The sequence below is a fragment of the Pedobacter sp. 01N310 genome, from assembly GCF_056399805.1.
The window spans coordinates 93,873-109,309 of sequence record NZ_JBFTSB010000008.1 but is presented as its reverse complement, the minus strand read 5'-3'; the positions used below and the strand labels follow the sequence as shown (position 1 = coordinate 109,309).

Below are 15,437 nucleotides of genomic sequence, written 5' to 3'. Positions count from 1 at the left end.
ATATTTTGTTTAATTCGGTATTAGATACACCTGTTGAGTTTTTAAAGGGCGTTGGGCCAAGCCGTGCCGATGTTTTGAAAAAGGATCTCGGCCTGTTCACTTATCAGGACATGCTTGCACACTATCCGTTCAGGTATATCGACCGTACAAAATATTTCAAGATTAACCAGATTAATCCTGATTCGCAATATATCCAGATTATTGGGCGCGTGATCAGCAAAAAAGTAATTGGCGATAAAAGAGCAAAACGTATTGTTGCTGTTTTTAAAGATGAAACCGGAATTATGGAATTGGTTTGGTTCCAGAGCCTAAAATGGGTTGATGATAATATCACTGTTGGCACCGCTTACGTGGCCTTTGGAAAACCAACCATCTTTAACGGTACATTCAGTATCTCGCATCCAGAAATGGAGCTATACCAGCGCAAACAGGTGGGACGGGGAAATTTAACCTTACAGCCGGTTTATAACTCAACAGAGAAGCTTAAAAAGTTTAATCTTGATTCAAAAGGCTTACAGCGTTTAATCGCCGGCTTGTTGGATCAGATCATCCCCCAGGTTCCCGAAAATTTACCACAATACATCATTGATAAGTATCAGCTGCCAGATAAAAGATTGGCGCTACTGAATATTCATTTTCCTAAAAATGTGAAGGATTTAAGTTCAGCAGAAAGACGCCTTAAATTTGAAGAATTATTCTTCATCCAATTACAGCTTTTGCACAATAAACATTTGCGCCAGTTAAAATTTAAAGGTGTAACCTTTGAAAAGGTTGGCGAAAAGGTAAATCGCTTTTATAACGAGTTTTTGCCTTTCGAATTAACCAATGCGCAAAAGCGTGTGGTTAAAGAAATTAGGATAGATACACAACGCGGTGTGCAAATGAACCGGCTTGTACAGGGCGACGTAGGAAGCGGTAAAACTGCGGTTGCACTGATGAGTATGCTCTTAGCAAATGACAACGGCTACCAGGCTTGTATGATGGCTCCCACTGAAATTTTGGCGCGCCAGCACTATGCCTCTATTACAGAACTTGTAACCAACGACCTGGTGCGTGTTGCTATCCTTACAGGAAATACCAAAAAGAAGGAGCGTACTGTTTTGCATGAGCAATTAGAGAATGGAGAAATCGATATTCTGATCGGAACACATGCCCTGATTGAAGATAAGGTTCAATTCAAGAATTTGGGGCTGGTTGTGATTGATGAACAGCATCGTTTTGGTGTAGAGCAACGCGCTAAGCTTTGGCGGAAAAATATTATTCCCCCACACATCCTAGTGATGACCGCTACGCCAATTCCGCGTACTTTGGCCATGACCCTATACGGCGATCTTGATGTTTCGGTTATTGACGAATTACCTGCGGGCAGAAAACCAATAGAAACCAAACACCTTTTTGAAGGCCAACGCCTCAGGATGTTCGGTTTTATGAAGCAGGAAATTGCCAAAGGCAGGCAGGTTTACATTGTTTATCCTTTAATTAAGGAAAGCGAAAAATTAGATCTTTTGCATCTCGAAGCTGGAATTGAGCAGTTGAGCTATCAGTTTCCTAGGCCTGATTACCAAATGAGTATTGTACACGGGCAAATGCCCAATGCCGATAAACAGTTCGAAATGCAGCAGTTTATCGACGGTAAAAGCCAAATTATGGTAGCCACTACCGTAATAGAGGTGGGCGTAAACGTACCTAACGCTTCGGTAATGGTAATTGAAAATGCCGAACGGTTTGGGCTTTCACAGCTGCACCAGTTGCGTGGTAGGGTAGGCCGCGGTGCAGAACAGTCTTTTTGTATATTAATGAGTGGGAATAAGCTGAGTAAAGAAGGTAAGATTCGTTTGGAAACAATGGTAAGAACCAACAACGGCTTCGAAATATCAGAAATAGATTTACAGCTACGCGGCCCTGGCGATATTACAGGAACTCAGCAAAGCGGCGTTTTAGATCTGAAGCTTGCCGACCTGGCCAAAGACCAGATTATTTTGTCTGAAGCACGTAACACCGTAATCGCACTTTTTGAAGACGATCCGCAGCTGGCAAAGCCCGAAAATGCAATCTTAAAAGCTTACCTGCAGAAATTAGAAAGGGGCATTTCTTTCGACAAAATAAGCTAATCTTGTATTAAGTTTGAATTCTTCCAATTATTATAATTTTCTTCTCTTCCTATTTTGCAATAATATTTAGTGCTGTATTATTAGTGCTACTTTGTGTAGTTTGAAATTATTTTTTTACTAATCAGCCCCTTATAAATATTATTTTACCCCCTTTTTTTTACCTCCTAATATTTCTATCTTGCGTGTAACCAAATGTGAACTGTAGCGTCGGCAAGTCCAAAATTAGGTACATCGTACCTTGTGATTTTTAATTCAAAAAATGAATTTTGAACTAATTAAAGCCGATTTGATATGGTTGACAATGATTTATTGGCATAATTAGAAGGGAGCCTTAATTTTTTTGATGTTAAGTGGTGTAAGCAATTATGTCGATAAGTCATGTATAATTGATTTGTGTAATGACAGTTCGATATTACTTATGAGTATTAAATTATAATACAATTATTATCTAACCAAAATAAATTGAAAACTATGAAAAAAAATCTATGGAAGACTTTTGCCAGAAGTAGCATGTTTCTTGTTTGCGGTGGTTGTCTTGTTTTTTCCCCGTTTACCAGCATGTCTGCTAAAGCATCATTGCACGAAAAAGAACCCTTTGATTTTTACAGACCTCCGCTTGAGGATATTATTGTGAAGGGACAGGTTACCGATGCTAAAGGTCCGATTCCTGGAGTAAGTGTTAAATTAAAAGGAGCTGCTGCAACTACCGTAACAGATGCTTCCGGAAAATTTAGCATAAAAGTACCCGAAGATGCTACTTTAGTATTTACCTATGTAGGTTATGTAGATCAAGAGATTCAGGTAAAAAACCAAACCAATATTAATGTCCGTTTGCTAGAAAACAACCAAAACTTATCCGAAGTAGTAGTGGTAGGGTATGGAACCCAAAAAAAGGCAGTTGTATCTGGTGCTGTAGCATCGGTTAAAGGTACAGAATTGGCTAAATCATCTTCAGTAAACTTAACCAATTCATTGGCTGGTCGTTTACCTGGCGTTACGGCACTACAAGGAAGCGGGGAGCCTGGATACGACGGCTCGACGATCCGGATTCGCGGTATAAATTCGCTTGGTAATAATAATGCCTTAATTGTAATCGATGGAATACCYAACCGCGCAGGTGGGATCGAAAGGTTAAATCCGAACGATATAGAAAGTGTATCGGTGCTAAAGGATGCATCTGCAGCTATTTATGGCTCGCAGGCTGCAAATGGAGTAATCCTCATCACTACCAAATTAGGAAAATCGGGGAAACCACAATTTTCTTACGATTTTAGTTATGGCCTACAACAGCCTACACGCACACCTAAAATGGCCAATTCCACTCAGTATGCTGAGATTTTAAATGAACTGAATATTTTCGGCTCTGATCTTAATCCGAATGAATGGTCGGCAGCGTGGAATAGTTTCAAAACAACAGGTACTTATTTATCTACCGGCGGTAAAACGATTAATGCTGCTTACAAACCAGATGAAATCCGGAAATTCGGCGACGGCTCAGATCCTTTAAGGTATCCCAATACTGATTGGTTTAAAACTGTTTTTCAAAATTGGTCGCCTCAACAAAGACATAATGTTCAGATTAATGGTGGCAGTGAAAATGTGAAATATCTGGTTTCACTCGGCTATCTTGATCAAGATGCATACTATAAGAATTCTGCTACTGGCTATCAGCAATACGATATGCGTTTTAACCTGGAAGCAAAAGTAAGTAAATATATTACCACGACGTTGGGTGTAACTGCGAGAGAGGAAAACCGCAATTTTCCGACGGTTAGTGCGGGCGATATATTTAGATTTTTAATGAGAGGACGTCCTAATGAAATAGCCATATGGCCTAACGGTTTGCCGGGTAGAGATATTGAATATGGTTATAATCCAGTGGTTTCTACTACTGATTTAACAGGGTACAATAAAGATATCAGAGATTACTTTCAAACAACAGGTAAAGTTGAAATTAAAATCCCAGGTGTAGAAGGATTAAAAGTAACCGGTACTGCAGCCATAGATAAATATTCTGGAAGGCAAAAAAACTGGCAATTACCATGGACACTTTACGATTGGGACAAGAAGACTTTTCAAGCGGATGGAGTAACGCCTGTATTAACAGGTACAATAAGATCTCAATATACCGATCCAAGACTTAGAGAAACAGCTGGCGGCCAATTGGCTGTAAACTTAACGGGTATGATCAATTATGATAAAAAAATCGGCGATCATACTATAGGATTAATGGCTGGTGTAACCCGCGAGAAAATAACGAATGATGGTTTTACTGCATTCAGAAGATATTTCTTGTCATCGGCAATTGAGCAATTATTGGCAGGTGATGAGAAAGAGCAGTCGTTAGGTAATAATCCTGGCGACCCGAACAATTTATTCAACCGTGCACGATTAAGTTATTTCGGACGCGCAGGCTATAATTATAAAGAAAAATACCTGGCCGAATTTCTTTGGCGTGTAGATGGTTCTTATATTTTTCCAACTGCCAGACGTTTTGGTTTCTTCCCTGGCGTATCGGTGGGATGGCGCTTATCTGAAGAACCCTTTTTTAAAGACAATGTTAGGTTTGTGGATAATCTAAAATTGAGAGCTTCTTGGGGACAAATGGGTGCTGAAGCCTACTTTGGAGATGCCTTGCAAGAGTACCAGTACCTCAGCTTAATGAATTTTGGAAGTTATGTTTTTAATGATTTGATTACAAAATCATTGACCGAAGGCAAGGTGCCTAATTTAGATTTCGGATGGGAAGTTGCTAACAATACGAACATTGGTTTGGATGCATCCTTTTTGAAAAACAAACTCTCTCTTGAGTTCGATTATTTCTACAATAAACGTACAAATATCCTGATCAGCAGAGGAAGTTCGGTTCCAGAAAGTTCAGGGATTACAGACCGTTTACCGCCTGTTAACTTGGGTAAAGTAAATAACAAAGGTTTCGAATTTAAATTAAGTTATAACGACCACGTAGGTGATTGGAATTATGGCGTGAGTGTAAATGGTGGTTATGCTAAAAATAAAATCATATTTTGGGATGAGACACCGGGTGCCCCAGAGTGGCAACGTTCTACTGGTAGGGTAACTAGCTCGTGGTTGGTATACGATTATGATGGTGTTTTTAAAGATCAGGCAGAAGTTAATGCCAATACGCTTAATTATAGTGCACTTACCGGCAATCTTCGCCCTGGCGACATGAAATTTAAAGACACTAATAATGATGGTAAAATCAATGCGGATGATAAAATACGTTTAGACAAAAACGGAACACCAACCTTCACCGGAGGGCTAAACTTGAATTTGCAATATAAAGGATTCGACCTTTCTGTACTTATCCAGGGGGCCACAGGGGGGATGCAAATCGTAGGGATAACCGAATCTGGGGATATAGGTAATTTCTTAGAATGGTCGTATCAAAATCGCTGGAGTATCGAGAATCCGAGTTCAGTAAACCCACGTTTATCAAACAGGGGCGCTACTTATTATACCGATAGTAATAATGCCTTAAATAATACCTATTGGCTGCGCAGCAACAATTACATCAGGCTAAAAAATGTCGAGTTGGGTTATACATTGCCAACCACATGGGTTGAAAAAATTGGATTAAACAGTGTACGGGTTTATGCAAACGGCCTCAATTTGGCAACGCTTGATAAAATCAAGATATGGGATCCTGAATCAACCAATACAAGTGGTCAGTACTATCCTCAGGCAAGGGTAATCAACATGGGAATTAAGGCCGCTTTTTAAAAATGTATAACAGTTTATTAACTATAATGAAACCATCATCATTTTTAAAATCACATATTGAATATTTAAATCATGATAGCTTCATCGCAGTTGAAAATAAATTTAAAGGATGAAAAATATGAAAGCAACAAACAAAAATATAAATCTATATATATTGGTTTTTATAACTTTTCTTGCAGCTTCTTGTAAGAAAGATTTTATGGATGTAAACCCGCCCGATAAAATATCTTCGGAGCTGGTTTGGAAAGACCCTGCACTTGCACAGGCTTTTGTAAACGATATCTATAACGGATTGGGGAATGGCGGTTTTTCTGAGCAAATGCTGGCTTCTGTTTCGGATGAAGCGATGTTTACCCACCCAACAAGGGGAATCGACCTGATCAACAATGCAACCATTAACCCATCTACATTAGGCTGGGTAGATGATACCTGGGCTTATAAACAGATGTATAACCGCATCAGGGCTTGTAACACCACTGTAGAAAGGATTGTTGGTGGCGATAATGGACTTTCCAGCCAATCGTTAAAAGATCAGTTACTGGGAGAGGCTTATTTCTTACGTGCTTACTTTTATCAGCAGTTATTGCGTTATTATGGAGCCGTACCTATCATTACCAAAACCTACGCTTTAACTGATGATTTTAAATTAAAACGCAACACTTACGAAGAATGTGTGAATTTTATTATTAAAGATTGCGATGAAGCCAATAAGCTGTTAACAGGTAAAACACTCGATAAAGGCCGCACTACTGCACTTGCTGCGCTGGCATTAAAATCTAGAGTGCTGACTTATGCGGCAAGCGACTTGCATGACAGAGCGAAACTTAATGCAAAAATTACAGGAATAGCTGCGCAAAAATTAGATTTCTTAAGCTATGCGAGTGGAAATCAAGCAGACCGTTATAAATTAGCCCAAACTGCTGCCAAAGCCGTTATGGATTTAGGTACTGGTTATAAATTAAATCTTTCTGCCCCTGCTGCGCTAACAGATGGCCGGTTAAATTATAAAAGTATAGCTATGGGTGGAGCAAGCAAGGCACCAAATATTGATGCATCAGCTGCATCTGAACTTATTTTTGCCCGCTATTTTATCATCCAAAGCAATATCAAACATGCACAGCAAAATGGCCCGAACGGTTACCATAACTGGGCTGGAAATACGCCAATTGGGTTATTGGTTGATGATTATGAAATGATGGATGGGACAAAGTTTAGTTGGAACGATCCGGTACAGAAAGCAAATCCTTATGTAAATAGAGATCCACGGTTTTACGCTACAGTTTTATATGATGGTGCAGGTTGGAAACCCCGCGATAAAGCATCTGGTAATGTCGATCCTGCCAGTCAAATCCAAACTGGAGTATACGATTTAATGGATAACAATACGAGAATTGACTTTAGAGGTTTAGATACACGCGCAAGTTCTATCGAAAACTGGAACGGCAGCTGGACAGGTTATTACTACCATAAATTTATCGATCCAGATCCAACTATTGTAGATGCCTCGATGTCGCAAAATGTGCCTTGGCCTTTCTTTAGATATACCGAAGCGGTATTTAATTATATCGAAGCGAGTATTGAGCTTGGCGAATTGAGTAATGCCACAAACTGGTTGAATAAAATTCGTTTCAGGGCGGGTATGCCTGCGGTTACAGCAACAGATCAGGCTGGCCTTAGAGAGGTTTACCGCCATGAGCGCCGTATAGAAATGGCCTATGAAGAACAACGTTATCACGATACGCGCAGATGGTTAATTGCTGGCGAAACACTAGGCAGAAAGGTTACTTACATCAAAGTTACGGGTAAATTTAAACCAGGTAAAACGATGTCTGCCCCTTACCATTATGACCCTACTGTATATGATTATACTTATAGTCCAGTTGTAGAAAATGCACAAGAAAACAGAAGTTGGGACAATAAACTTTATTTCAGGCCATTTAGTCGAGATGAAGTAAACAAAAATAATTTACTAGAACAAAACCCCGGTTACTAAGCTAACCAATCTAGATACCCGATGGATAATATTATTCATCGGGTTTTTTATGCAATAATATTTGGAGCTGGTCGATCGGATATTTTTACTTTTCAATAGAAAAAACAGGTAAGCTTAAGCCTTTGGCCATTCCCGTATTTAATTTTCAAAGCGTAGTTTTGCAAATAAACTTTTTTCTGTGACAGATTCAGACCTCAATTCGGTTATTACAAAACCAGATCCTTACGCCGCATTGCGCTTTAGGGAGTTCCGCTCTTATTTAGGCATGCGTTTTTTCTTCACATTTGCCTATCAAATGCAGGCAGTAGTGCTTGGGATTTATATTTATCATGTAACAAAAGATCCATTGGCCTTAGGGTTTGTAGGCCTGTGTGAGGCTATTCCTGCTATAGGGATTGCATTATACGGAGGTTATGTTGCAGATAAGAGCGAAAAAAGGGGCTTATTGCTCAAAGTATTTGGAGGCGTATTTCTTTGTACCCTCATTATGCTGCTGGTAACATTACCGCAGTTTAACCTTGGGCAGTTCGATATTATTTTTACCCTGTTTAATTTTAAGGTTAATCTAATTGCCTTAATTATGTATGTACTCGTATTTGGGATGGGGATATCAAGAGGGTTTTTCGGCCCGGCTACATTCTCTTTAATGGCTCAGATTTTACCAAAAAACCTTTATCCAAATGCAAGTACCTGGAGCAGTTCGAGCTGGCAGATGGCTTCTATTTTAGGGCCGGCAATAGGAGGAATAACTTATGGTTTCTTCGGTATTACCATAACTTATATCGTAATTATTTCTTTTGTATTTATAGCCCTTATCTGTATTTTCTTTTTAAAAGTACACCCTCCGCAGTTTGTGCCCAAAGAAAATATTAAAGAGAGTTTGCTTAAAGGAATAAATTTTGTGTTTAAAACCAAAATGATGGTTTGGGCAATGAGTTTGGATCTGTTTTCGGTGTTTTTTGGTGGTGCGGTAGCCATATTGCCCGTGTTTGCAAATGATATATTAAAAGTTGGACCCGAGGGTTTAGGCTTTATGCGGGCCGCTGTTTCTGCAGGATCTGTTTTTACGATGCTTGCTATGACGCGTTTTTCGCCGATGAACAAACCATGGCGAAATTTATTGATCGCCGTAACCGGTTTTGGCTTAAGCATCATCTGCTGGAGTTTATCTAAAAATTTCTACTTAACGCTCTTCTTTCTCTTTTTAGAAGGCTCTTTTGATAGCGTAAGTGTAATCATCAGATCAACCATTATGCAATTGTTAACACCCGACGAAATGCGCGGACGTGTATCGGCAGTAAACAGCATGTTTATTGGGTCGTCAAACGAAATCGGAGCTTTCGAATCGGGTCTTACCGCAAAGTTGATGCGTACCATCCCATCGGTAGTTTTTGGAGGAACGATGACATTGGCAATTGCTGGAATTACATGGCTAAAGACGAAATCTTTAACGAAACTGAGTTTGCAGGATATTAATGAACAGACAACTAAAGTTGTTTAGTTGCTGCCTAAACATTTCGGTATACGGATTTTCATGCTAAGTGGATCCTGAAATAAATTCAGGATGACGATTCCCTGTGTAGAGTTGCCAACTTTAATAGCCTTTTGCTGGAAAGTTGACAACTCTGAAATTTAATTACTCACGGTAGTTATTATGCTATAAAAAATAAGGTTGTTAGATAGCGGTTTTTAAACATCATTATGCCGAGTTTGTTGCAAATAATCTGGGCATGCCCCAGGCTGCGCAAGGGTCGGGCTATCCGTTACAATCTTTTTTGAAGAAAAATCAAAAAAGGATTTCCACTGCTATCCCTCATGCAAGAAAAACATTGTGCCTTTGTTTCTTGGTGGTTAAAAACAAAAATGGTCCGTGAGGATACGGACCATTGTAAATTAAAACTTCTTGTTCTTGCCCCAGATTAGATAAATAATGGAACCTAAAAAGGGAGCAAGCAGGATAATGATAAACCAAAGCACCTTTACCGAGAAACCGATGCTGTTGTTTCTCGATATATGATACAATGCCGTTAATATTAAGGCCAGCCATAATATGGCCGCTATGATAATGATAATTGCGATCTGGTTGCTTTCTATTTGAGCTAGTAACATGACAAATTCTTTTTGTTCCTAAGCTTCAACAACTCTTTCGCCAATTTGTTGGCGCCACATAGCCTGATATAAACCATTTTGTGCAATTAGTTCTTCATGCCGTCCTTGCTCAATAATTTGGCCTTTCTCTAATACATAAATTTTATCAGCATGTTTTATGGTCGATAAACGGTGGGCAATCAAAATGGTAATGTGATCGGTTAGATCAGATACCGAACGGATGGTTTTGGTAATTTCTTCTTCTGTAATCGAATCCAGAGAAGAAGTAGCCTCATCAAAAACCAAAATATCTGGCTGACGGAGCAATGCCCTCGCAATTGATAAACGTTGTTTCTCTCCGCCCGAAACCTTAACACCACCTTCGCCAATTAACGAATCTAAACCTTTATCGGCACGGGCTAAAAGTGTCTGACAAGCAGCCTGGTTTAAAACTTTATAACATTCTTCATCCGTAGCATTAGGGTTAACAAATAGCAGGTTTTCTCTTATTGTACCCGAGAACAATTGCGTGTCTTGCGTTACGAAACCGATTTTCTCGCGTAAGGCATCAAGATCGATATCGTTACTTGGGATACCATTGTATAAAATCTCACCATCTTTTGCCGGATATAAACCCACCAATAGTTTTACCAGTGTGCTTTTTCCAGAACCCGATGGACCAACAAATGCAATGGTTTGCCCGTGATGGGTTTTAAACGAAATATTATCTAAGGCATTTCTATTGGCTGTTAGGTGTTTGAAACCCACATTGTTAAAGGTTAAATCCTTAATTTTTGCTATAGAAGTTGGATTCTCAGGTTTTTTATCAATCGGTGTACTTAAAATCTTTTTAAAGTTACCTAACGAAACTTCAGCCTCACGCCAGGTTAAAATCACATTGCCCAGTTCTTGTAGCGGTCCGAAAAGGAAGAACGAGTAAAAAAGGAATGAAAAATACTGCCCGGCTGAAATCGTATTATCGAAAATAAGCAAAAGCAGCACCAGTACCATCGTACTTCGAACCAGGTTTACGGTAGTGCCCTGAACGAAACTCATACTGCGTACATATTTCACTTTTTTAAGCTCTAAACCTAGAATTTTGTAGGTGGTTTTATTCAATCGATCAATTTCCTGATCGGCCAAACCTAAACTTTTAACCAATTCGATATTTCTTAATGATTCGGTTGTAGAACCTGCCAAAGCTGTGGTTTCGCCAACGATAGAGCGTTGAATGGTTTTGATTTTGCGGCTTAAAAACCAGCTTACAAAACTGATGATCGGGATAGCAGAAAAATAAACCAGGGTAACTTTGTAGCTTACCGAAACCGAATAAACGATGACGAAAATCATCCCGATTAAACTAACAAAAAGGATACTGATAAAGGCGGTGATAAACTTCTCCGAATCTAAACGTACTTTTTGTAAAATACCCAGGGTTTCTCCGCTACGTTGATCTTCGAAAACCTGATAAGGCAATTTTAAAGAGTGCTGTAAGCCGTCGGCATACATTTTCGCACCAACTTTTTGAACAATCACACTGGTGAAATAATCCTGAAAGTTTTTAGCGATACGCGAAACCATGGCTGCGCCAATAGCCAGCCCGATTAAACCCAAGGAGCCCCAGAGGTATTGGTTGTACGTTAACGAATCTTTTTTATTGATAAAACGGTCTAAAATCCGACCGGTGATGTATGGATCTAAAAGTGAAAAACCAATATTTATGCCTGCTAGCAATAACGCTAAGGCCACAATCCACTTGTGGTTTTTCAGGTAGTTAAGTAATAATCCCATTAAGTTTTGCCGTTTGTTAATGCAAACATAAAAAAAGGGAACGGATAAAAATCCATTCCCTTTTTTTATGACTTTAAGCTAAGAAACTTAGCTAAACGGTTGTTAAAATCCGTAACGTAAACCAATTTGTATCTGCCAAGGGTTACCTGATGGTGTAACAATACCTGTGTTATTTACACGATAAGTATAAGCTTTGTTTGTAGCATCGAATGCGCTAACAGCATATAAAGCCTGGTTGCCCAAAGTTTCATTTACACCCCATTTTTTGTTAAGTAGGTTTGCAAAATTAAACACATCTCCAGAGAATTCAATACTGTGCTTTTTATTTAATTGTAGTTGATAGCTTAATTTTAAATCAACAATACCAAAAAAGTCATTTACGCCGCCATTTCGCTCTGCTATCTGACCAGAATATTTATTAATATAATCTTTTAAACTTTGGCTTGCATCTGGATTATCCAATAATGTCTGTAAGCCTGTTCGGATATTTGCAGCAATATTTTGATTGTTTCTATCGAATACAAAAGCTAAATCATTTGTAGCCACAAAATCTCCATTAATATTGCCGCCAGCCAATAAGCTATATCGTGTTCCACCAATACCAGAGTAACGAACGCCTAATCTAAAGCCATAAAAACTTGGCGACGTTCCATAAATAACAATCTTATTACGGAACTGATTATCTGAATAAGACATTTTGCTCAAATCTCTTGGATCATCTTTAACAGGCAGAGATAAAGTAGCGGAGTTTGCTACGTTGCCATTATATGAGGTATTATCTTTTGTGTCGTTATAAGTATAACTTGCAGAGATTTCTCCATCTTTGAAATAATTCCAGGTCGCATCTATAACTATAGCGAATTGATTTACTTTACCTTTACTATTTAATTCTAACACACGGCCAAACTGATTAGTTAAACGACCGCCTTTCCAATCGGCAACACCATTACTCGCTGTTATACTTGACGTTGGTACAAATACACCACGGTTACCTTCGTTAGGAAGGGTAAAGAATGGATTTGCCGCCATATTTTTGTCAACATACATGTAGTTGTTACGTCCTAATGTTGCGTAACCCGTAATCCCAACCTTAAATTTATCGGTGATTAATTTACTGTATGATAAGTTGGCTTTATAAACCACTGGAATTTTTGCATCTTCTGCATAAGTATTGATAGTTGGTACCTGTAAAGCACTTAATGAAGGTGTAGCAACAGTACCATTTCTATAACCTATAAAGTTTGGTGTTGGTACATTTGCGCCGAAAACATCAACTGTTGCTAAATGTTTACCATCAAAGGTTAAGTTATTAATGGTCACATAATTGTTCACATCCGAACCGAAAATGCCTGCTCCGAAACGAACAAAGTCTGTTCGGTTTTCATTAATATCCCAGTTAAATTGAATTCTTGGCTGAATTAAAAATTGTTTTAACTCATGGTCTGTTCTCACACCAATAGCATCAAATAGTTGCTGATTTAGTGGCGATTTTGGATAAGTGCTGTAATCAATGCGTAAACCACCTATAAAATCTAAACCTTTTGCCAATTTAGTCTGCATTTGGCCGTAAATAGCGGCGTTCCAAATGCCGGCTTTAACAGTTGGGTCTGCAACCAAAGGTACTTCACGATAAAATCTGTTTGGAGCAAGGTTATTAAAGTTTGTAATCGCTGGAACTTCGATCTTTTTTGTAGGGTCATTTGGAAAAGCAGGATCTTGAATCTGAGAAGTTGAGTATTCGAAACGGCCATTCACTTCACTACCATAAAGAGATTTTGCATTGGTATACATCACATCAACACCAAATGTATATTTAACCTTATCGGTATTATAATAAAAATTATCTACCAGTTGGAAAACATTATTGGTAAAACCTTCTTGTCCGAAACGGTGGCCACCAATTTGTATTGCAGTAGAGATACCCTTGGTGCCATCAGCAAGGTCAGATTTTATATTTCCTACAATTGCTCTTGGAATGGCACTTGTTAATTCGTCATTTTGGGTACTCGCCTGGAAAGTATATAAATGTTGTATTTTTAATTCGTTAGTGATTTTGCTGCTTATGGTTGAACGTAAAGTGGCCAATAAATTATTGTCGACATTTTTATCGTTACCATAACTTTCGTAGAAATTTATCGCGGTGTTATCTGCTAAACCTAACGGATTTCTATCGTTTGTGTAATTATCACGAATGGTTAATAAATTTCTGTCATTAATTTGCCAATCTATACGGGCAAATGCAGCATCCGAGCCGCGCTTTTTGTCGAAGGAACCATATTGAGGTGTATTTGCTACGCCATATTTAGTACGGGCAACATCTAAAAACTGTGCTAAAGTACTATTGGTGATTCTGAAACGTGCTTCATCAGCGGGCCCATTAACATCGGCAATAATTAATGGGCGAGCATCTTTCTGATGATCTAAACCAACGAAGTAGTGTAATTTATCCTTGATAATCGGGCCACCTAAAGTAAAACCATATTGATAAGTAGAGAAATCATTGTCGCGCTTTACACCTCTAATATCGTAACGGCTGGCTAACCAATCTGCACGGCCATAACCAAAGGCGCTTCCACTTACTGTGTTTGTACCAGATTTAGTTACAGCAGTTACGGTACCTCCACCTGCTCTGCCTAAAGTAACATCATATTGATTGGTTACTACCTTAAACTCGCGAACCGCCTCAATAGAAATTGAATATGGCGCACCACTACGACTCGTCGTACTACCGGCTGATGTTGGGTTTTTAGCATTCATTCCATCAATGGTATAATTTGTAGAAGAACCTAACTGCCCCGAAATATTTCCACCACGGCTTAAAGGAGATAAATCCATTAAGTTAGAAAAATTACGCCCGTTTACGGGTAATTGGTTCATTGTTTTGGCCGAAATTTCTGTAGAAGCGCCAAAGTTTTGAACTTTGTTCCTCAAACCCGAAGCCACGACCTGTACCGCGTCTAAATCCTGCGAAGCTTCCTGCATGGCAACGTTTACCCTAACCACATCGCCAAGGTTTAACATATAGCCATTTCTGATCTGCTCGCCAAAACCTACATAAATGGCTTTTACCGAATAAGGGCCACCCAATGGAAGCTCTTTAAAAGTATACTCGCCCTGAGCGTTGGTAGATGTTTTAGTAGTGAAACCTGTTGAATTGTTTCTGATCTGCACCGAAACTCCAGGAGTAGGTTTCTTTTGTTGATCGGTGATTACACCCGAAATTGATGCCTGGGTTGTTTGTGCAAATGCCCGGTTCTGGACAAGGCAAAACAGGAACAACACTGCAATAAGTAAATTTTTCATCATCATTTGTTTTTTTAACGGTTATAAAGCTTGCCTGAGCCTGTTTTTTTGCTGTTCAGGCAGATTTCATTATGATTAGTTCTGATTTTTTATGATGACAAAGATGTTAATGTGCTGTTAATTGAATCCTGATTTAATATTAATAATAGGTTTAGTCCTTGGTAGTTTTTAGTGCTGATGTTAAGATAAAATGTTTTAGATAAATTGATATTAGGCGGTAGTGTTAAGGAAATGTTACCATCTTTTTTTAAGCATCTAATTGCAAACTACATTTTTGCCACTGCAAGTGCAATAGTCACCAAACACGTACACCAGCATTTTCGATCAACCATTTAAGACATATAAGAGCATTTAAGTTTATATGTCCTTACATTCCTTAAATGGTAAAAACAGATAACTAACCTAAA

7 protein-coding genes are annotated in these 15,437 nt (G+C 38.8%); 4 read left to right on the top strand and 3 right to left on the bottom strand.

Annotated features, from left to right (window positions below; genetic code table 11):
* Positions 1 to 5 precede the first annotated feature (5 nt).
* From recG to AC1DNH_RS17000, 4 genes are all read left to right on the top strand, one after another.
* Positions 6 to 2,111: an ATP-dependent DNA helicase RecG gene (gene recG, locus AC1DNH_RS17015; protein ID WP_477610324.1), complete on the top strand. Its 2,106-nt coding sequence runs from the start codon at positions 6 to 8 to the stop codon at positions 2,109 to 2,111.
* A gap of 471 nt (positions 2,112 to 2,582) precedes the next feature.
* Positions 2,583 to 5,855: a SusC/RagA family TonB-linked outer membrane protein gene (locus AC1DNH_RS17010; RefSeq protein ID WP_477608353.1), complete on the top strand. Its 3,273-nt coding sequence runs from the start codon at positions 2,583 to 2,585 to the stop codon at positions 5,853 to 5,855.
* A 118-nt stretch (positions 5,856 to 5,973) separates the two neighbouring features.
* A complete protein-coding gene (locus tag AC1DNH_RS17005) occupies positions 5,974 to 7,848 on the top strand; it encodes a RagB/SusD family nutrient uptake outer membrane protein (protein ID WP_477578511.1) in 1,875 nt (624 codons plus the stop codon).
* A 178-nt stretch (positions 7,849 to 8,026) separates the two neighbouring features.
* On the top strand, positions 8,027 to 9,349 hold the full coding sequence (locus AC1DNH_RS17000) for an MFS transporter (RefSeq protein WP_477578513.1): 1,323 nt from the start codon (positions 8,027 to 8,029) through the stop codon (positions 9,347 to 9,349).
* 392 nt (positions 9,350 to 9,741) lie between these two features.
* Here the strand turns inward: AC1DNH_RS17000 and AC1DNH_RS16995 are convergent, their stop codons facing one another.
* The 3 genes from AC1DNH_RS16995 to AC1DNH_RS16985 all read right to left on the bottom strand — a co-directional run bounded on the left by AC1DNH_RS16995 (position 9,742) and on the right by AC1DNH_RS16985 (position 15,030).
* Positions 9,742 to 9,957, bottom strand: coding sequence for a PLDc N-terminal domain-containing protein (locus AC1DNH_RS16995; protein ID WP_477578515.1), 216 nt, complete (start codon positions 9,955 to 9,957; stop codon positions 9,742 to 9,744).
* A gap of 18 nt (positions 9,958 to 9,975) precedes the next feature.
* The gene (locus tag AC1DNH_RS16990) at positions 9,976 to 11,727 is read right to left on the bottom strand and encodes an ABC transporter ATP-binding protein (protein WP_477578517.1); all 1,752 of its coding nucleotides are present in this window, start codon (positions 11,725 to 11,727) and stop codon (positions 9,976 to 9,978) included.
* Between the two features lie 102 nt (positions 11,728 to 11,829).
* The gene (locus AC1DNH_RS16985; RefSeq protein WP_477578519.1) at positions 11,830 to 15,030 is read right to left on the bottom strand and encodes a TonB-dependent receptor; all 3,201 of its coding nucleotides are present in this window, start codon (positions 15,028 to 15,030) and stop codon (positions 11,830 to 11,832) included.
* Between the last annotated feature and the right edge of the window lie 407 nt (positions 15,031 to 15,437).

Bases quoted from the DNA above. Each gene is read 5' to 3' on its own strand.
- AC1DNH_RS17005 (WP_477578511.1), top strand. From the start codon at position 5,974: ATGAAAGCAACAAACAAAAATATAAATCTATATATATTGGTTTTTATA.
- AC1DNH_RS16995 (WP_477578515.1), bottom strand. From the start codon at position 9,957: ATGTTACTAGCTCAAATAGAAAGCAACCAGATCGCAATTATCATTATC.
- AC1DNH_RS16990 (WP_477578517.1), bottom strand. From the start codon at position 11,727: ATGGGATTATTACTTAACTACCTGAAAAACCACAAGTGGATTGTGGCC.
- AC1DNH_RS16985 (WP_477578519.1), bottom strand. From the start codon at position 15,030: ATGAAAAATTTACTTATTGCAGTGTTGTTCCTGTTTTGCCTTGTCCAG.